The sequence below is a fragment of the Sorangium sp. KYC3313 genome, from assembly GCF_052075895.1.
In the GTDB taxonomy this organism is placed as follows: Bacteria; Myxococcota_A; Polyangia; order Polyangiales; family Polyangiaceae; genus Sorangium; species Sorangium cellulosum_B.
Map to the genome: position 1 here is coordinate 753,784 of NZ_CP197255.1, position 17,704 is coordinate 771,487.

Here is a 17,704-nt window from a genome sequence, read left to right on the forward strand (position 1 = left end):
GGCTCGAGTTCGTTCAGGGGCTTTGCAAACCGAGGACCACCGGCATGTCGCGGCGACCGTCGCCGCGGCAGGCGTCGCGCCGCGCGCGGGCGATGGCCGTGACGAGCCGCAGCTCCTCCGGCGGCACGCCCGGGGCGAGCTCCGCGGCGCGCGCGAGCGCGGCCGCCCTGCCGGCGTCGTCCCCCGCGGCGGCGGCGACGTCGGCCTCGAGGTGCGCCGCGGCGAGCGCGAGCAGGGGCGCGCTCCGCGGGGCGGCCCCCCCGAGCGCGGCGAGGCGCGCGCGCAGGCGATCGAGGTGCGCCCCCGCCGCGCCGGCCTCCCCTCGCGCGAGGGCCGACTCGGCGCGCGCGTAGAGCACGGCGAGCTCGCCGTAGGGCGAGCGCCACACGCGGGCGCGCGCGGGCCGGGCGCCGTCGAGCCACGCGCGGACCGGGGCGGCGTCGCGGCGCGCGAGGCCGAGCGAGATCGCGTTCTGCGCGGCGAGCGACGCGAGGTCGAAGAGGCCGATCCACGCCGCGTGGCAGGCCGCGATCTCGAAGAGCGCCGCCGCTTCGGCGAGCTCGCCCGCGGCCGCGACGCTGCTCGCGAGGCGCACGCGCACCATGAGGGCGCGGCGGAAATCGGCGAGCTCCTCGGCGAAGGCGAGCGCCCGGCGCTGGTGCGCGAGGCCGCGCCCGTGCTCGCCGCTGGCCGCGTGCGCGGCGCCGCGCCACGCGTGCGCGGCGGCGAGGCACTGCGGCGGCGCGTCGCCGCGCGGCGCGGCGAGCAGGGCGTCGAGCCGCGCCTCGTGCTCGGCGCGGCGCTCGTCGGTGGCGCACGCGAGCGCGGCGTCGAGCTCCGCCCAGCAGCGCTCCGCGGCGGACGCGCCGGACGCAAAGCGCTGCTGAGCGACCTCGTCCCGGAGCGCGTCGAGCGCGGCGGTCTCGCCCAGGTTGTGGAGCGCGGCGAGGAGGACGCGCCGCGCGAGCGCGCGGCGGCGCTCCGGGAGGCCGAGGCGGAGCGCCGCCTCCGCCGCCTGCCGCGCGAGGGCGGGGCGCGACATGCGGAGCATCGTCCTCGCGAGCGCAACGAGCGCGTCGGCCCGCGCCGCGGGAGAGAGGCCGGGCGACGCCAGGGCGTCGCCGAGGATCGCGGCGGCCTCGTGCAGCGCGCCGGCGCGGCAGAACGCTTCGCCCCGCGCGACCGTCGCGGGCCCCGGCGTCGCCGCGGGGGCGGCCGCTTCGCCTTCGAGCGCGGGCGCGGGCGCGACGCGGAGGAGCCCCGGCCCCTCCTCGATCTCGGCCACGATCGCGGCCCACCCGGGGCTCGGGCGCCCGCTCGCGGTGAGGACGAGGGCGAGCGGCTCCGCCTCCAGGGCGCGCGCGAGGAACGCGACGGCGTGCTGCGTGTCGGCGTCGACGCCGTCGACGCCGCGGAGGACGAGCACCGTGGGCTCGAGCGTGTGCTCCGCGAGGAAGCTGCGGAGCGCCTCGGCCACGGAAGCCGGGTCGGGCGGCAGCGGGCACTCCGGCGCGTCGTGCGCGGCCTCGATGCGGCCGAGGGCGGCGAGCAGCGCGCCGCCCGCCGGGTGGGCGTCCGCAAGGGCGCGCAGCAGCGCGAAGGGCGCGGACATGCCGCCGGCGGGCGCGGCGGGCGCGATGAACCGGAGGCCGTCGCGGCGGGCCGCGTCGCGGAGCGCGTCGAGCGCGGCGCCTTCGCCGGGGTCGAGGAGCGCGGTGACGGGCCGGCGCTGCTCGGCCGCGCGGGCGAGGCGCTGCCACGCCTCGCCCGGCGAGACGCCCGGCGGGCGAGCCCGGGGCGGCTCGTGCGGGGCGCCTGCCTCGGCGAGCGCGTCGGCCACCCACACCTCGAAGGCGAGCGTGAGCCCGAGGCGGTTATGGAACGTGTGGGCGAGGTTGGTCACGACGGTCGCCAGCGGCACGCCGAGCGCTCCGCGCCGCGACGCCTCGGCGAGCTCGGGCAGATCGGCGTCGAACGCGGTGAGGAGCGCGCGCTCGCCGTCGACGAGCTCGCCGAGCGCGGCGAGCCCCTCTCCCCGCACGAGCGCGCGCACCAGCGCGACCGACTCGGCGTCCGGCGCTGCGCAGGCGAGCTCCGTGCCCGAGATCGCGCGGGCGAACGTGCGCCAGTGCCGCGCGTACCCCGCGAGGAACGACCGCCGCGCGACGCCCGCGCGCGCGAGCAGCGCGTCGAGCGCGCACGCCGCGACGAGGGCGCGCGCCCGCGGCCGCCCCGCCGTCTTGCGGACGCAGCCGAGCGCGAACCTGCTCGACGCGAAGAACTGCCGCTCCGCGATCTCCATCCCCGCGGGCCCTCCGTGCTTCTCGAGCTCCGGCTCGTACGCGGCGGCCTCCGCGCGCGACACGGCGGCGCAGCACGCCGCCGCGGCGTCCACGCGCGCCGCCACGTCGACGGGGTCGTGCCCGGGCGCCACGCGCACGCGCAGCCGCAGGTGGTCGCCTCCCTCGGCGTACCGGAGGAAGAAGAAGCGATCGATCGCGCCGCGCTGCTCGAGCTCGGACACGAGCGGATCGATCAGCCCGAGGAGGAGCGCGTCGGTCCCCTCGCCCTCGGGGCCCCGATCATGGAACAGCTTCCGGTAGATCCAGCTCATCGCGCGCTCCTCTCGGCGTCGATCTCGACAAGCAGCTCCGCCGCGTGCGGCCTCCCGTCGAGGCGCAGCCACGACGCCTCGGGCTCCGGCAGGAGCTCGGTGAAGACGAGGTACCCGCTCGTCCCGCCGCCGGGACCGCCGAGCAGGCGAGCCAGCCCGATCAGCGTGAACGGGCTCTCCCAGTCGACGTACATGTTCGTCTCGGTGAAGCCGTAGCCGGCCACATCCCGCCCGACGTACCGGGCGAACCCCCGGCTCGGGAGATCGAGCTCGCGCCGCAGGCGCGCGATCGCGCGGAAGTACGACGCGTACGGCTGCTTCGGCTCCTTGCGCGGGATCGCGCTCACCGGGAGCGCCCACCGCGCGCGCTCCACCACGACGCGACCGACCGTGAGGCGCGGGCGCCGCGGGGCCAGCGCGGCGCCACGGGCCAGCTCGAGGCGATCGAGCACGTTGTAGAGATCCGCCCGCTCCGCCACCGTGTCGTCGCGGAGCCGCGGCGAGAGCGCGCGGAGCAGGAAGTGCGGATCGGGGAGCGCGGCGTCCCGCAGGAAGCCGAGGTGGATCGGCTCGATCTCGCGGCCGAGGCGCCGCGATCGCAGCCGGAGCTCGACCGCCGCCGCGTCGAAGCGGAGGGAGAGATCGCGGAGCGGCAGGACCTTGTCGCCGGGCGCGCTCGGCTCCCACGGGAGCTCGAGCGCCCACGCCGTGAGGCGCGGGTGCACCTGGAAGTTGAGGCCGAGCGTGGGCGAAAGCTCGACGGGCAGCGGGCCGTCCTCCTGCGCGAGGCGGCGGCGAATCGCCTCGAGGGCCTCGGGGGCGCGCCCCGCGGCGTCCGCGAGGTAGCGCGACAGGTACTTCGCGCGCCCGGCCTGCGCGCCGTTGAGCACGACGCGCGGCTCTCCGCCGTCGCGCGGGCAGGGAGGCGCGATCTGGAGGAAGAGCGCCATCGACGACGGCGCGTCCGGGGCGGTGAGCCCCTCGAAGAGCCCTGGATCGAGGCGCACGACGTCGCCCGTCGCCGCGGCGGCGACGCGGCCGAGCTCGGCGTCGATCCAGCGGATCGGCTCGGACGCGCCGCGGATGAGCGCGACGCGCCGCGGGTCCTCGAGGATCTCGGTCACGAAGCCGCCGACGTCGTCGCAGACGCCGTCACGACCGAACCGCTCGACGAACGCCGCGCAGAGCCGGCGGTGCGCGGCCCCGCAGGCGCTCGCGCGCACGAAGCGCGCGACCGGCGCGAGCGACGCGGCGAGCGCCCCGCGTGGGACAGGGAGCTCCGCGCCGAAGGCGCCGTCCACCATGACGTCCTCGAGCACGGCCGAGCGCCCGCGGCCGCGGCCGAGCTCGGCGGCGAGGCGGACGCGCGCCTCGACGCCGGCGGTCGCGTAGTCCTCGAGGCGCCGCGCGACCGAGCGGAGCTCGTCCGGCGCGCCCGCGCACCCGATCTCGCCGAGGGCGTCCGCCGCGGCGCGCAGCGCCGCAGGGGTCGGCCCCATCGGGACGCTCGCCGGCTCGAGCATGCCCGCCTCGACGAGCTGCTCGAGGACGTCGCGGCACGCTCGCTCGTCGGCGTCGTCCGACGCGAGCGCCCGGGCGGCGTCCTCGAGCGTGCGCCCCTCGGCGCCCTCGACGAGGCGAGCGACGGCGGGGGTCCACCCGAGCGACATCAGCTCGCCCGACCCGGCGCGCGAGAACACGACCGACGGCGCGGCGCCCGCCGCGAAGCGCCGGAGCGGGTTCATCCGGAGCGGCAGGCGCGCGCGCGCGTGGGCGTGAGCCGCCGGCTGAGAAGACGACATCGCGCGCGCGACGAGCTCCCCGGCGTGCGCGAGCGCGAGCTGCGGGAGGCTGCGCCACCGCGCCTCCTCGGACGCGCGCGGCACGCGCGGCGCGTCGCAGACACCCGGGGGCGACGCGGAGAGGTCGAGCAGCGCGACACCCGCGAACCCCGCGAACGGCGTCGTCCGCGCCGTCGCGCGGAAGACGTAACGCGCGATCGTGGCCTCGCGGATCTGCTGCGCCGAGGTGAGCGGCGCGCCGCTCGGGATCTCCGAGATCTTCTGCGCCGTGGTACAATGGTCGGCGCTCGAGAGCAGGATCCCGCCGAGCAGGCGCGAGCTCCCGAGCGTCCGCCGGAAGCGCTCCGACGCGGCGATCCACTCCGCGGCGAACGTCGCCTCGTAGCGCTCCTCCAGCGCGGCGCACCGGGCCGCGCGCGCGTCGACGAGCGCGAGCGCGGCGCGCGCCCCTTCCGGCGGCGCGGTCCTCGCGCCCTCGAGCGCGCCGGCCGCCACGGCCTTCCCGTTGAACAGCCGCCGCTTCACTTCGAGCGCCGCGCGGCGCAGCGCCTCGTCCTCGCACCCGCGCACGACGTCGAACATGCGCGCCGCCGCGTCCGCCCGCGCGGCCGCGAGCTCGAGCTCGGCCACGGCGAGCTCGCGCTCGACCGCGGGGCTCTCGCGAAGGCGGAGCCCGACGAGCGCGTCGGCCGGCATCCCCGCGACGCGCAGCGCGCCCCACGGCGCGACCTGGAGCCCGCGGCTCATCGCGGCTGCCCTCCGCGAGGCGCCTCTCGGGAGGTCGGCTGGCGGTGCCCTCCGACGGCGAACGCGAAGAACGCCGTATGCTCGCGGCCGTCGAGCCCGAGGACCTCGTCGACGACCGCGGGGGCGAAGCCGCCGGTCGCCGTGTAGGTGAGCCCGAGCGTCTCCGCGACGAGGTAAAGGCGGTCGGTGAGCCACCCCGCCGCGAACGCCGCGCCCCGGTAGCCGCGATCGCCGAACGCCACGAGCCACCGCCCGATCGGGACCACCAGGAAGAGCACCGCCGCGCCCGTGGCGTGCTCGCGCTGCAGGATCGCCGTCTCGGCCATCCGCGCGCGCGGCGCCGGGCCGATCGGCGCGAGGCGATGCTCGCCGCGGTCGTACCGGTGCGCGCCGGGCGGGACACCGTCGACGTCGAAGACCACCGGAAACAGCAGCGGATCGAGCGTCGCGTCCGCGAGCCCTGCCGGCCGCGCCGCGGCGGCCGCGAGCAGCGTCCCGAGCGTCGCCGCGTCGATGGCGCCCGCCGAGAGCCTTCCGCTCCGCCGCGCGGCGATGACCGACGCGAGCGAGCGCTGGACCGGCTCGAGCGCGCGCGGCGCGGGCAGCGAGAGGGCGCGCTCCGCGTCCCCGGGCAGCGGCGACGGCGCGGGCAGCGCGGGCTCCGGCGACGGCCGCGTCTCGGGGTAGCGGCTCGCGACGACGAGCTCGGCGACGCCCCGCAGGGGCTGGGTCGCCGCGGCGAGCGTGGACGAGATCCTGTGATCAGCGAGAGACATCGCGGGCCTCCGTGGCTGCGCCCCTGAGCGCGATGAGAAGATGCGGTGCGAGATCGATGCCATCGACGCCGACCACGCGCGCGACGACCTCGTCGTCGAACGTCCAGACCGTCGTCGCCGCGAGGCCGAGCTCCTGGGCGAGGAGCTCCACGCGGTGGGCCATCAGGCCGGCGTCGAGCAGCGCGTAGGTGTACCCGCGCGCGTAGTACTTGGAGCACGCGCGCGCGACCGAGCCGACGACGACGATCACGGCGCCCGCGGACTCCACGGCCGCGGCGTGCTCGGCGCTCCCGCCCGCGAGCACGGCGCGCGCGAGGGCGCCCGCGGACACGCCGGCGCGGAGCGGCGCGAGCGCCCGCGCGGCGAGCTCGAACCGGTGGACGCCCGCCGCGATCCCGGGGACCCGCGCCGCGGCGACGTACGCCTCCGCCGAGCCGAGGTTCCCGGCCGACGCGGTGGTGCGACGCACGTGCGCCTCGCCCTCGGCGCGGCGCTCGACGCGCCCGCCGAAGCTCAGCTCGAGCAGCGCGCCGAGCGCGCCCACGTCGAGCGTCCCCGTCGCGTCGCGCGGGCGCGACAGCGCGGCCCCCGCCGGCGCGCCGAACGCCGCGCCGAGCGGCGCGGCGACCTGCGCGGCGTTCGGCGCGCCAACGCCCTCCGGAGGCCGCCGCGGCGACGGCGCGGCCGGCGTGCTCTGCAGCTTCCGCACCTCCGGGCTGATGTGCGCCTGCATCCCCGCGTGCTGGCCGATGTGCCACGGCTGGACGACCGTCGTGTTGTGGAACATCCGCGCGAGGCTCTCCGCGTGGCCGGACGAGAGCGTCGCCGTCCGCGGCGGCGCGTCGCCGCCGCAGAGCGGGCAGCTGGGCAGCCTGGTCATGAAGGGGTGGAGCGCCGTCTCGCCGGCGCCGGGCCGCCACACCTCGACGTGCTCCAGCGGGGCGACCGCGAGCAGCCCGCTCGCGTGGAAGATCACGTGCTGCGCGACCCGGCTCACGAGCGCGCGCCCCCAGAGCGCGCGAAGCGCGCCGTCGTCGAGCGCCGGATCCGCCGCGGCAGCGCCGATCTGGAGCCGGACGCACGCCGGGCACGCGGACGCCCCGGGGATCGTGAGCGGCCCGATCGTCCACGTGCCGGGGTTCGCCGCGAGCATCGGGACGCGCGCCGCGATGCACGCGCGCGCCGCCGCCTCGAGCGCCCCCTGGTCGCCGATCACCACGGCCAGATCGACCTCGCCCTGCGCGAGCTCCCCGGCGCTCGCGGCGAGGCGGACGTCGGCGACGCCCGCCTCGCGGAGGATCGTCACGAGCATTTCCGCGAGCGGCGCGTCGCCGTCCCCCAGCGCGCGCACGCGCGCGCCTTCGAGCGCCCGCTGCGCTTCTCCCCGGCTGCGGTTGCGCCCGGTCCGGCGGAGGTACCTGCTGAAGAACGCGCGCTGCGCCCGGCGCGGCTCCTCGGCCTCGTCGGCCGCGGCGCCCTCGCCCTCCTCGAGCATGCCGTGCATGTGCATCAGGTGGATCGCGTCCCGCAGGTCGGAGGCGACGACGCCCGGAAACGCGGCCTCGACGTCGCCGACGGTGCGCGTCCCGTCGAGCAGCGGCACGAGGTTCTCCATCACCCACGGGAGCGACGCTCCCTGGATGATCTGCGCCTCACCGCCGAGGACGTGGAGCTCTCCGCCCGGGAGCGTCACGCGGAGGAGATCCTCGACGAAGCGCGGGCGCTCCGGGCAGCGGAGCTCCCAGTAAAGCTCGGCGAAGCGGCTGAGATCGCGGGCCTCGTAGGCATCATCGGACGGGCTCATCGGTCACCTCCCACGCCGGACGATCCGGCGATCGCGAGCGGGTGCTCGGCGAAGTACCCCGCGAGCGACGCCTCGCGCCCCGCCGCGTGCTCGCCGGCGGCGCACCGCCCGCACAGCCCGACCCGGGCGAAGCGCCGCGCGCGGAGCGCGCCCGACGTGACGTCGCACTCCCAGAAGCGCCCCATGCGCGCGGCTCCGGCGCCGGGCGGATCCGGCGCGCCGCGCTCCTTGGAGAGCGCGAGCGCCTCCGCGGCGAGCAGCGCCGCGGCCTGCTCGGTGACGGCCGCGAGCTCGCCCTGGAACCAGGGGCCAAGGTCGCCCGAGGCCCCGAGCGCCTCGAGGGCGTCGTGCGCCTCGAGGTCCAGCGCGACCGAGCGCACGCGCCGCGAGAAGCAGGCGAAGCACGGCGTGCGGCCGGGGACGATCGACGGCCCGATGCGGAGCTCGTGCGCGAGCAGCGTGCCCGACGTCCAGGCGACGCGCGCCGCGAACGCCGCCGCGTCGAGCGCGAGCGCCGCCGCGGGCCGGGGGCGATCGGTCGCGAGGACGATCACCGCGTCGGGCAGCGCCTCCGGCGCGCCCGTGCCCAGCGCCGACGTCGTGACCCGCGCCCCCGCGCCGGTCAGGAGCTCCGCGCAGCGGGCGCCGAGCTTTCCGTCACGGAGGACGTGCACCGCGGGCGCGCCGGCGGCGCGCTCCGAGGCCGGGCTCTCCTCAGGCGAACGGGATCGGATCATCGGTGATCGACTCCTCTTTGCGAGCGCCGTACCCGAGCCTCTCCGGCGCGTCGTACAGGCGGGGGTGCGCGAGGTACCGCGCGTGGTGGGTGAAGCTGATGGGCAGGAGCTCGGGCACGATCACCTTCACGACGACGATCCCGAAGTCGCGGACCTCGGGCATCGTCACGTCGACGGCGACCACCTCCATGCCGAGCGCGGCGAGCCGCGCGACGATCGCCGCGAGCGGGTCGTCGCCCTCGATCGGGCGGGGGAAGGCGGTCGCGACCGGCGCCTCGCGCGTGGCGAACGCGAACCGCGCCGGGCCGTCGGGTCCCGCGTAGAGGCGCCCGAACGACTCGGGTGTCTGATCGGCGTCGGCGAAGAACGACGCCCGGGTGACCGGCGGAGCGGGCTCGCTCAGCGCCACCCGCAGGCTCCCCACCTCTTCGAGGACGCGCGCCGCCGCGGCCTCGCCGTCGGGGCGGCAGGCGGCCATCGCGATCGCGTGCGGCGCGCTGTGCGCGCACGTCTGCACGGCGCCGATCACGGGGACGCCGACGTCGGTCGTGAGATCGAGCAGCGCCGTCTCCGTGCCCGCGGCCTCGGCGCTGCGGAGGAGCGCCGCGACGAGCGGGCTCCGCGCGCTCCCGGGCGCGATGCGCGGCATCCGGAGCTGGTGCAGCCAGAACAGCGCGAGGCTGTCGCGCTCGATCACCTCGCACAGGCCGGAGAGGATCGCCTGCCGGAAGCTCGCGCCCGCCGCGAACCCCGTCGAGAGCGGGAAGAGCGCGTGCTCGCGGATCGGCAGCGGCAGCCCCATGTACGTCGCCGTGAGCGGCACCCAGATCGGGCGCCCGTGGGTGAGCGAGAAGCCGCGCACCCAGAGCTCGTCGCGATCCGGATCGGGCTCGCGCAGGCGGAAGGCCGACGGCGCGCGGGCCCGCTCGCGCGCAGAGCAGCGCGGCAGCCGCGCGGGGTCGAGCGCGCGATCGCCGAGCGAGCGCGGCGTCGCGCGCAGCACCCCCTCGGTCGGGTACATGACGCCGCAGTAGCGCTCGAGGGCCTCGCAGACGGCCCGGATCTGGGCCGTGGTCTCGTCGACGGCCGTGCCGGAGCCGGTGAGCGACCCTAGCTTCGAGCCCGTGCGGGACGGGCCCGGGTGGAGCGCCGGGGGCCTGCCGAGGAACGCGGTGAAGCCGTGCATCTGCCCCTCGAACCCGGGGGGAAAAATGAAACGCCGGACCCGGCGGATGATCCCGCAGCGCTCGTCGATGAGCGGCGCGAGGCGATCGATGAGCGAGATCTCCGACATGGTGGCGACTCCTTGAACGGGGCAGGCGGCGCCCCAGGAGCCCGGACGCGCGACGCACGTCCAGGCCGCCCAGGGCGCGCCTACGGGTTCACTTCTTGTCGGCGCCGAGCTCGACGCCCTTGGCGATCGCGGCCGAGACGAGGGCGTCCTGGCCCATGACGTCGAGCGCCTTGTCGTGCATGCGAATGACGCTCTCGAGCTGCCCCTCGTCGAGGCTGTCGAAGGACGAGTTCGACGAGACGCCGATCGAGCTGACCGAGGAGAAGCACCCGCTCGTACAGGCGGAGCTTATGGGGACGTCCCGCAGCGTCTCGTTGCTCTTCTCGCTGATCTTCTTGAGGGTGAGCTCGAGACGCTGCACGCCGGCCTTCGTGTCGACGACGTCGGTCGCGCCGGCGGTCGTCTGCGTCTCGATCGTCGACTCGGTATTCTGGATGGTGAGCATGGCAATCTCCTTACAGACGTTGACTACGTATCGACGCGCGCGGTCGCTCGCGAGGATTCGCGAACGACCGCGCGCGCCCTCTCGGATGCGCTCCGAAGAGTCCTTGAGGTCCAAGGCGGCATGTCGCCTGTGACACCCCGTGATCGTCGAGCCGGACAGCGAGCGTGCCTTCCGGCGCCGCGCCAGCCCCGAAGCTCGCGGTCCTTCAAGCAACGCGCATGCCGCGGGGCCCGAGCTCACGACCGCAGCCCGGGACCGGCGGAGCGCCGGCCAGGGCGCGGGCGGCATCCCCGGGGTGCGGCCCTCGATGCGCAACTACGCGCGCAAGTGAGCGAGGTTTCGCTCAACATGCGCACGCAGGTCTCCGAGGGCGCCTCGGGGACGGGGAGCGCGTATCGTTCCCGCGAGGCACCGAAGCACCATGCGAAAAGACCGGCTCGCCCTCTCTCTCCTGCAGATCGCGCTGCTCGCGGCGTGCGTGCAGCGCCTTGACCCGGCCGGCGGCGCAGGGACGGACGCCGGGCCCGCGTTCCCGTGCCCGCCGGGCGCGGTGGAGACCGACGCGGGCTGCGAGCCGGCGGGGGTCCCACCCGGGCGGTGCGGGAGCGGCTTCACGCCCGATGGAGCGCGGGGCTGCGTGCCCGTCCTGCCGGCGGAGGCGGGCCCGCCAGGTCAGATGGCCGTCCCCGGCGAGGCGGCGTGGCGCGAGGTCGCTCCGTGCGGGGCGAGCCCGTGGGGCAGCGCGCCGATCGATGAGACGACCGAGTTCGTCGACGCGGCCTACGCCGGGGCGGACAGCGACGGCACGGAGGCCAGACCGTGGACGACGATCCAGGAAGCGATCGATCACGCGGCCGAGGGCGCCCTGATCGCGATCGCGGAGGGCAGCTACGCCGAAGAGCTGCTGATCTCAGGGCAGCCCGTGCGGCTCTGGGGCCGGTGCCCCGCGCGCGTCGAGATCGTCGGGCCGCCCGCGGCGATCGCCGTCCAGGTCGACAGGGGCGCGAGCGCCACGGAGATCCACGACCTCGCTGTCCGCGGGCAGGGCATGGGCCTCGGTGTGGCGAACGCGCGCGATGTCCTGATCGAGCGGGTCTGGATCCACGACACCAGCGATGTCGGCGTCCTCGCCGCAGGCCTTCAGTCCGAAACGAGCCTGACCGTGCGCGGGGCGCTCGTGGAGCACACGACGGGCGCGGGCATGGTCGTGGCGGACGCCGCCGTGACGCTGGAGGGCACGGTCCTGCGCGATATCGATCGCGCCACCGGGGACCGGGGGCACCCGTTCGACGGCCACGCGATCGCGATGCAGGTCGAGTCGTTCGAGCGCCGCGCGAGCGTGACGGCGCGATCCGTCGTCATCGAGCGCGTCGGGGGGCTCGGGTTCAGGTTCTCCGGGGCAGACGGCGTCGTCGAGGACAGCGTCGTCCGCGACGTCGCCTGGCTCGCGGCGGAGCTGCCTGGCACCGGGCTCGCGGCGACCCATATCCCGGACTTCGATCCCGGGACCCTCACGGTCCGGGGCAGCGTCCTGGAGCGGAGCCACACCGCCGCGATCGCGATGATCGGCGCGGAGGCGACCATCGAGGCGACGGTCGTGCGCGACACGGGTCTGGCGCTGACGGAGGGCGATCCGGGCCACGGCATGGGCCTCTACACCGAGCCGAGCCGCGTCGACGGCCGCCCCGCCCGCGTGGCGCTGCGGCACGTCCTCGTCGAGCGGAGCCGCGAGAGGGGGGTCGTCATCAACGGCTCCGACGTCGAGATCGGCGGCCTCCTCGTGCGGGAGATCCTCCCCGGCGCGCCGGACTACGGCGCGGGGCTCGAGATCGCGCACGATCGACGGCGCGCGAGCGCCCAGGTGCGCGGCAGCGCGGTGGAGGGCAGCTACGGGATGGGGATCGCCGTCTTCGGGGCCGACGCGACCCTGGACTCGACCGTGGTGCGCGACACGAGGCCGCTGCCGTCGAACGAGGAAGTCGGCCGGGGCGTCAATGTCCAGTCGCTGCCCGACCTCGGCGAGCGCGCGAGCGCGCGCCTGCGCAACGTCCTAATCGCGTCGAGCAGGGACGGCGGCCTCTTCCTCAGCGACTCGGACGCGACCGTCGACTCGACCACGATCACGGACACCCTGGGGCGCACGCTCGACGGCGCGAACGGCTACGGCTACGGCATCATCGCCTACAACAACGAGACGGGCCATGCGGACGCCCTCGTCCGGGACAGCGTGATCGAGCGGAGCACCGCGGCCGGCATCTACAACGTCGGCGCGACGGTGCGGCTCGCGTCGACGACCTTCACGTGCGAGCCGCTCGACCTCGTGAGGTACGTCGATGAGCGCTCCCCGGCGGTCTACGAGGATCTGGGCGGGAACGTCTGTGGCTGCGATGGCCGCACCATCGGCTGCAAGGCGGAGCCGACGCGCCTCGAGCCCCCCCGCGCGCTGCCGCTGCCTCCGCCGCTGCCCGAAAGCGAGGATTGAGACTCCGCGAAAGCTCGTTCAGGCGTGGCGCGTCGGCGCCGCTGCGCTCGCTGGTCTCGAGCTTGCATGAGCAGGAGCAGCGAGCATCGCATCGCCCAGGTTGCCGACGAGGAGCGGGACGGTCTGCTCGCGTCGCACGGGGCGATCCTTGAAAGAAGGGGACTACGCCATGTTCTCGAGCCAGCACTTCAGCCGATCGGTTTCCAACATGTCAGCACGGGAGGGACGGCGTGGAGCGCGCACGCTGGGATTGATGCTCACGGCGCTGAGCCTCACGGGCACCGCGTTTGCCCTGCCCCCCTTGCCGCCGCCCGGCGAGGGCGGGCCGGTGCTCGACCCGGTCGATCCCTCGACACAACCGCCCGCGGCACCTTCCGGTGTCAGCGTCGGCACGCGCACAGCGACGACGGTGGCGCTGTCCTTCCGCGATTCTTCGCCCTACGAAACGGGCTATCAACTGCAGCGGCGCGGCGGGGGCTCGACCAGCTGGGTAACGCGGCGCAGCTTGAGCGCCCTGAGCTCTGGCGCGACAGCCAGTTTCACCGATTCGGGCCTCACCCCGGATACGTCCTATTGCTACCGTGTGCGCGCGTACAACCAGTACGGCCAGCGCTTCTCGCCGGAGCGCTGCGTGTTCTCGCGCGACGGCCGGGGGTTTCGAGTCTGGCGGGCGCAGCTCGAGGTGCGCGTGGCCGATCGCAGCGACGCCAACACGGATGACGCGGTGTTCGCGCGCCTGAACGGCGGCGCCGTGCCGTCCGGCAACATCACGTACATGGACTACGGGCGTGACGACTTCGAACGCGGCAGCACGTTCACGTACGACCTGAACCTCGACTCCATCGACGACATCGGGGACATCACGCAGATCACCCTGTCCAAGGAGGGCGATGACGCTCTCTGCGTGCAGGGCTTCTCGCTCCTGGTGAACGGCATGGAGGTCTTCGATCGCGACTTCGGGTCTGCCTCCAGCTGCCACTGGCTCGACACCGACGGCGGCCATTCCCCGACGCTCACCGTCACCCATGCGGAGCTACGCGCCCATCCGGCCTGGGCGGGCTACAATCACACCGCCGCCCAGTTTCTGCTGGCGTTCGGCATCCCCAACGAGGAGCTGGTGAGCCGGGTCGAGGCCCTGGTCGGTGACTCGCTGCACGGGGAGGATCTGTACTGGGGCAACCTGTACGGCCCTGCGGTGGAGATCACCCGCGGCTGCCCAGCGAGCGAAGCCGAGTGCACGACGGCCCACGTCGACCTCGATCTGGCCTACAGCACGTGGCTGCCCGACCCCGAGGTGGACGTCGATTTCGATCTGGATTTCGTGTGCGCTGACGGCGCGCTCAGCATCGTCACGAGCAACCTCGAGGTCGATGCGGACTCCGATTGGTACTATGAGGTTTTGGGTCTCGGTCTGCTCGAGATACTGGACTACAAGGTTCGGCGCGGCGTGGAGGCAGCCTGGGAGGAGATCTCGCAGACGCTCGACGTCGGCGCGGAGTGCCGCGTCAACGTGACATCCGAGGGCGGCCTCTCGATCGAGGCCGTGCCGAAGTCGAGCGGGCCCCGCGTGCGACCGGGGCTCGGGGTCTTCGAGGGCGCCGTCAATTCACGGGTCGTGCGCCCCTGATGCAGCTCGCGCCAGTGCGGGACGCCCGCCACGCGAGATCGCCCCTCGCCCCGCTCACCTGTCGATCTCGGGCGCCACGACGTCGAAGCTCGCGATGAGCGCCACGAGGTCGGCCAGGAACAGGCCGGGGCTCTTGGCCTCGATCATCGCCATCGCGGTGAAGCTCCCCGTCCGGAAGCGCGCCCGGTACGCCTCCTCCGCGCCGCGCCCGATGACATAACAGCCCATGTCGCCGCGGGCGCTCTCGATGCGAGCGTACGCCTCCCCGTCGGGCCGCATCTTCTTCGGCAGCTTGCCCAGGATGTCGTCCTCCGGGTGCTCGTCGATCTTGTCGAGCGCCTGGCGCAGGATCTTCGCCGACTCGCGGCACTCCTCGACGCGGACGTAAAACCGGTCCCAGCAGTCTCCCACGGCCCCGTAGCGCCCGCGCCCCACGGGCACGTCGAACTCGAGCTCGGGGTAGACCGAATAGGCGTCCTCCTTGCGGAGATCCCATTTCACGCCGGACCCGCGCAGGTTGGGGCCGACGAGCCCCCAGTCCTTCGCCTCCTCGGCCGTGACCACGGCGACGTTGGCGAGGCGCTTGATGAAGATGTCGTTCAGGCTGATGAGCCGGTCGAACTCGACCATGATCGGCTCGAAGCGGTCGAGCCAGTGCCTCACCTTGTCGGCCCACCCCTTCGGCATGTCGAACGACACGCCGCCGATGCGGTGGTAATTGAAGGTGAGCCGCGCGCCGCACAGCTCCTCGATGAAGTCGTTGATGTACTCCCGCTCTCGCAGCGCCCACGGGAAGGGCGTGACCGCGCCGACGTCCATCGCCATCGCGCCGAGCGCGATCATGTGGCTCCCGATCCGGTTGAGCTCGCAGGAGATGACGCGGAGGTACTGCGCCCGCTTCGGCACCTCGATGCCCATCAGCTTCTCGCAGGCGCTCGCCCAGGCCTCGTTGGCGAACATCGCGGCGATGTAGTCGACGCGATCCGTGTACGGCATGAAGCCGCTGTAGGTGCAGCGCTCGCCGATCTTCTCGATGCTCCGGTGCAGGTAGCCGACGTCCGGCACCGCCTTCCGGATGATCTCGCCGTCCGTCGAGATGACGAAGCGGAGCACGCCGTGGGTCGACGGGTGATGAGGCCCCATGTTGAGGGTCATCTCGTCTTCCATCTCGGCGCCCGGCGCCGCGCCCCCGCGGTCGACGCTGAAGATGACCTGGCTCATGACGCCTCCGCGTCCTTCTTCGGGAGCTTGATCTTGAAGAGCTCGACGGGGTTCGGCCGCTGCGTCGGGATGCCGCGGTACTCGGCCTTCTCCTGCCAGTCCTTGCGGAGGGGGTGCCCCTCCCAGTCGTCGGGCAGGAGCAGGCGGCGGAGGTCCGGGTGCCCCTCGAAGCGCACGCCGAGCAGGTCGAAGCACTCCCGCTCCTGCCAGTTCGCCGCCGACCACACGTCGACGAGCGTCGACACCGCCGGGCTCTCCCGGTCGAGGAACACCTTCAGGACGACCCGGTGCTTCTTCGCGTACGAGTAGATGTGATAGACGACGGCGATCTTCTCGAGATCGGGATAGTCGACCCCGGTGATGCACTCCAGGTAATCGAAATCGAGCTCCGGCGCCTCGCGCAGGAGCCGGCACACGGGCTCGATCTTCGCGGGCGCGACCTTCAGCCAGGCGTCGCGATCCTTCGGGGACACGGGGTGGAAGTCGAAGACCGCGTCTTCGCCGAGCTTCGCCTGGAGCGCCTGGAAGATAGCTTCGGGTGACATGGGAGATCCGGGAGGTGTCGAGAGGAGAGGGCTCAACCGCCCGTCGCGCCGCGGCGGCCGAGGGCCCGCTCGCTCTTGATCTTCTCCTGGATCTTGAGGAGCCCTTCGAGCAGCGCCTCGGGGCGCGGGGGGCAGCCGGGCACGTAGACGTCGACCGGGATGATCTGATCCACGCCCTTGCAGACCGAGTAGGCGTACTGGAAGAGGCCCCCGCAGTTCGAGCAGCTGCCCATCGAGATGACGAAGCGCGGCTCCGACATCTGGTCATAGAGGCGCCTCACGCGGGTCGCCATCTTGTACGTCAGCGTCCCCGCGATGATGAACAGGTCGCTCGACCGGGGGCTCGGCCGCGGCGCGGCCCCGAAGCGCTCGAGATCGCCGCGGGGGCCGCCGGTCTGCATGAGCTCGATGGCGCAGCAGGCCAGGCCGAAGAGCATGTACCAGACGCTGTTCGACCGGCCCCAGTTGAGCAGCCAGTTGACGGTCTGATCGACGCTCGTCGTGATGACGCCGCCGCCGTCGCTCTCGTACTTCGCTTCCCACCCGCGGGGCGGGGCCATCAGGTTCAGGTTCGATGTCATGACTCCGCACCTCCCTCGGCGACCGCCGCCTGACCCGGGAGGCCTGCCGGCGCGCCTTCGCCCGCGCCCGCGAGCGGCGTGTGCGGCCGAGCCCGGCTGCTCACGTTCTGAGCCCCGCGCGGATCCCCCTTGATGGATCGGATCCAGTTGAAATCGCCCTTCACCCAGACATAGGCGAAGCCGAGCATCAGGATGGCCACGAAGAGGAAGATCTCGATCAGCGCGAAGAGCCCGCTGCCCTGGTCCACCCAGCGCTTGAACACGGCCGCGACCGGGTAGATGAACGCGATCTCGACGTCGAAGATGATGTAGACGAGCGCGATGATGTAAAAACGCGGGTTGAAGTTGAACCACGCGGGCCCGACAGGCGCTTCGCCGCACTCGTACGTCTCGACCTTTTCGGCGTACATGTTGTTGGGGCGCAGCAGCTTCCCGAACAGCAGAGAGCCGAGCATGAAGCCGATCGCCACCAGAAAGAACGCGGCAACGCTGGCGTAGGCCATCAACATCGGGCGGAACCTCGCTCGGCCCGCCCCCCTCGTTTCAGGCGAGAGGGGTCGGATCCAGGGGTGATTATGTAGGTGAAAAGCTGAACCGCGGCAAGCCGGCAGACCCCGGTCTCGCCGGCGCTGCTGCTCGGGATCGACAGGACGCGCCGAGCTGAGATATCGCTCGGGCGTGGGTCTCGTTGACGTGACGGTGCTCGCGGCCGTGCAGGGGGCGGCGCAGGCGCTGCCCATCTCGGCGACCGGGCATGGCGCGGCGGCCCGGCTCTGGCTCCGCGCGGCCGACGGCGACGCCTGGGTCGCCGCCGCGCAGGCGCTCGCGGCGGCGGCGGCCTCCGCGCTCCGCGCCCTCGCCGAGCGGCGGCGCGTCGGCACGCTCTCGTTGTGGGTCGTCCCCCTCGGCCTCGCGATGGTGGCCTACGCGCGCGCGCTGCCCGGCCTCGCCTGAGCGCCCCGCGGCGGCCGCACCGCAACCGTGCGACCCTCTTCGCCGTCCAAGCCGCACGTCCAAACCGCGGAGATG

General features: G+C 74.2%; 14 protein-coding genes. 3 read left to right on the top strand and 11 right to left on the bottom strand.

Translation table 11 applies throughout. From position 1 onward, the window contains the following. Nucleotides 1-13: 13 nt before the first annotated feature. From ACSRUE_RS02975 to ACSRUE_RS03005, 7 genes are all read right to left on the bottom strand, one after another. Nucleotides 14-2,614, bottom strand: coding sequence for a thiopeptide-type bacteriocin biosynthesis protein (locus ACSRUE_RS02975; protein WP_441289691.1), 2,601 nt, complete (start codon nucleotides 2,612-2,614; stop codon nucleotides 14-16). Further along, on the bottom strand, nucleotides 2,611-5,163 hold the full coding sequence (locus tag ACSRUE_RS02980; RefSeq protein WP_441289692.1) for a lantibiotic dehydratase: 2,553 nt from the start codon (nucleotides 5,161-5,163) through the stop codon (nucleotides 2,611-2,613). The genes ACSRUE_RS02975 and ACSRUE_RS02980 overlap by 4 nt, the downstream gene beginning before the upstream one ends. After that, entirely contained in the window at nucleotides 5,160-5,939 is a 780-nt protein-coding gene (locus tag ACSRUE_RS02985; protein ID WP_441289693.1) for a nitroreductase family protein, read from the bottom strand. The genes ACSRUE_RS02980 and ACSRUE_RS02985 overlap by 4 nt, the downstream gene beginning before the upstream one ends. Next, a complete protein-coding gene (locus ACSRUE_RS02990; protein WP_441289694.1) occupies nucleotides 5,926-7,743 on the bottom strand; it encodes a SagB family peptide dehydrogenase in 1,818 nt (605 codons plus the stop codon). Before ACSRUE_RS02990 ends, ACSRUE_RS02985 begins: the two co-directional genes overlap by 14 nt. After that, the gene (locus tag ACSRUE_RS02995; RefSeq protein ID WP_437762566.1) at nucleotides 7,740-8,480 is read right to left on the bottom strand and encodes a hypothetical protein; all 741 of its coding nucleotides are present in this window, start codon (nucleotides 8,478-8,480) and stop codon (nucleotides 7,740-7,742) included. Before ACSRUE_RS02995 ends, ACSRUE_RS02990 begins: the two co-directional genes overlap by 4 nt. Next, entirely contained in the window at nucleotides 8,458-9,774 is a 1,317-nt protein-coding gene (locus ACSRUE_RS03000; RefSeq protein ID WP_441289695.1) for a YcaO-like family protein, read from the bottom strand. Before ACSRUE_RS03000 ends, ACSRUE_RS02995 begins: the two co-directional genes overlap by 23 nt. 88 nt (nucleotides 9,775-9,862) lie before the next feature. Beyond that, entirely contained in the window at nucleotides 9,863-10,219 is a 357-nt protein-coding gene (locus ACSRUE_RS03005) for a hypothetical protein (protein ID WP_437762568.1), read from the bottom strand. A gap of 421 nt (nucleotides 10,220-10,640) precedes the next feature. Between ACSRUE_RS03005 and ACSRUE_RS03010 the strand changes: the two genes are divergently transcribed. Further along, the gene (locus ACSRUE_RS03010) at nucleotides 10,641-12,701 is read left to right on the top strand and encodes a hypothetical protein (RefSeq protein ID WP_441289696.1); all 2,061 of its coding nucleotides are present in this window, start codon (nucleotides 10,641-10,643) and stop codon (nucleotides 12,699-12,701) included. Nucleotides 12,702-12,870: 169 nt separating this feature from the next. Further along, entirely contained in the window at nucleotides 12,871-14,328 is a 1,458-nt protein-coding gene (locus ACSRUE_RS03015; RefSeq protein WP_441289697.1) for a fibronectin type III domain-containing protein, read from the top strand. 54 nt (nucleotides 14,329-14,382) lie between these two features. Here ACSRUE_RS03015 and ACSRUE_RS03020 read toward each other — a convergent pair whose 3' ends face one another. Genes ACSRUE_RS03020 through ACSRUE_RS03035 form a run of 4 tightly spaced genes read right to left on the bottom strand, consistent with a single transcriptional unit; the run spans nucleotide 14,383 to nucleotide 17,184 of the window. Further along, entirely contained in the window at nucleotides 14,383-15,549 is a 1,167-nt protein-coding gene (locus ACSRUE_RS03020) for an NADH-quinone oxidoreductase subunit D (RefSeq protein WP_441289698.1), read from the bottom strand. Next, nucleotides 15,546-16,094, bottom strand: coding sequence for an NADH-quinone oxidoreductase subunit C (locus ACSRUE_RS03025; RefSeq protein ID WP_437762572.1), 549 nt, complete (start codon nucleotides 16,092-16,094; stop codon nucleotides 15,546-15,548). Before ACSRUE_RS03025 ends, ACSRUE_RS03020 begins: the two co-directional genes overlap by 4 nt. A gap of 32 nt (nucleotides 16,095-16,126) precedes the next feature. Next, the gene (gene nuoB / locus ACSRUE_RS03030) at nucleotides 16,127-16,675 is read right to left on the bottom strand and encodes an NADH-quinone oxidoreductase subunit NuoB (protein ID WP_437278754.1); all 549 of its coding nucleotides are present in this window, start codon (nucleotides 16,673-16,675) and stop codon (nucleotides 16,127-16,129) included. Beyond that, a complete protein-coding gene (locus tag ACSRUE_RS03035) occupies nucleotides 16,672-17,184 on the bottom strand; it encodes an NADH-quinone oxidoreductase subunit A (RefSeq protein ID WP_437762573.1) in 513 nt (170 codons plus the stop codon). The genes nuoB and ACSRUE_RS03035 overlap by 4 nt, the downstream gene beginning before the upstream one ends. 169 nt (nucleotides 17,185-17,353) lie before the next feature. Here ACSRUE_RS03035 and ACSRUE_RS03040 point away from each other — a divergent pair, with 169 nt between their 5' ends. After that, nucleotides 17,354-17,629 carry a hypothetical protein gene (locus ACSRUE_RS03040; protein ID WP_441289699.1) on the top strand — a complete coding sequence of 92 codons (276 nt, stop codon included), beginning with the start codon at nucleotides 17,354-17,356 and terminating at the stop codon, nucleotides 17,627-17,629. Nucleotides 17,630-17,704: the final 75 nt, after the last annotated feature.

Bases quoted from the DNA above. Each gene is read 5' to 3' on its own strand.
- ACSRUE_RS03005 (WP_437762568.1), bottom strand. From the start codon at position 10,219: ATGCTCACCATCCAGAATACCGAGTCGACGATCGAGACGCAGACGACC.
- ACSRUE_RS03015 (WP_441289697.1), top strand. From the start codon at position 12,871: ATGTTCTCGAGCCAGCACTTCAGCCGATCGGTTTCCAACATGTCAGCA.
- ACSRUE_RS03020 (WP_441289698.1), bottom strand. From the start codon at position 15,549: ATGAGCCAGGTCATCTTCAGCGTCGACCGCGGGGGCGCGGCGCCGGGC.
- ACSRUE_RS03025 (WP_437762572.1), bottom strand. From the start codon at position 16,094: ATGTCACCCGAAGCTATCTTCCAGGCGCTCCAGGCGAAGCTCGGCGAA.
- ACSRUE_RS02975 (WP_441289691.1), bottom strand. From the start codon at position 2,614: ATGAGCTGGATCTACCGGAAGCTGTTCCATGATCGGGGCCCCGAGGGC.
- ACSRUE_RS03000 (WP_441289695.1), bottom strand. From the start codon at position 9,774: ATGTCGGAGATCTCGCTCATCGATCGCCTCGCGCCGCTCATCGACGAG.
- ACSRUE_RS02980 (WP_441289692.1), bottom strand. From the start codon at position 5,163: ATGAGCCGCGGGCTCCAGGTCGCGCCGTGGGGCGCGCTGCGCGTCGCG.
- ACSRUE_RS03010 (WP_441289696.1), top strand. From the start codon at position 10,641: ATGCGAAAAGACCGGCTCGCCCTCTCTCTCCTGCAGATCGCGCTGCTC.
- ACSRUE_RS02995 (WP_437762566.1), bottom strand. From the start codon at position 8,480: ATGATCCGATCCCGTTCGCCTGAGGAGAGCCCGGCCTCGGAGCGCGCC.
- ACSRUE_RS02990 (WP_441289694.1), bottom strand. From the start codon at position 7,743: ATGAGCCCGTCCGATGATGCCTACGAGGCCCGCGATCTCAGCCGCTTC.
- nuoB (WP_437278754.1), bottom strand. From the start codon at position 16,675: ATGACATCGAACCTGAACCTGATGGCCCCGCCCCGCGGGTGGGAAGCG.
- ACSRUE_RS02985 (WP_441289693.1), bottom strand. From the start codon at position 5,939: ATGTCTCTCGCTGATCACAGGATCTCGTCCACGCTCGCCGCGGCGACC.
- ACSRUE_RS03035 (WP_437762573.1), bottom strand. From the start codon at position 17,184: ATGTTGATGGCCTACGCCAGCGTTGCCGCGTTCTTTCTGGTGGCGATC.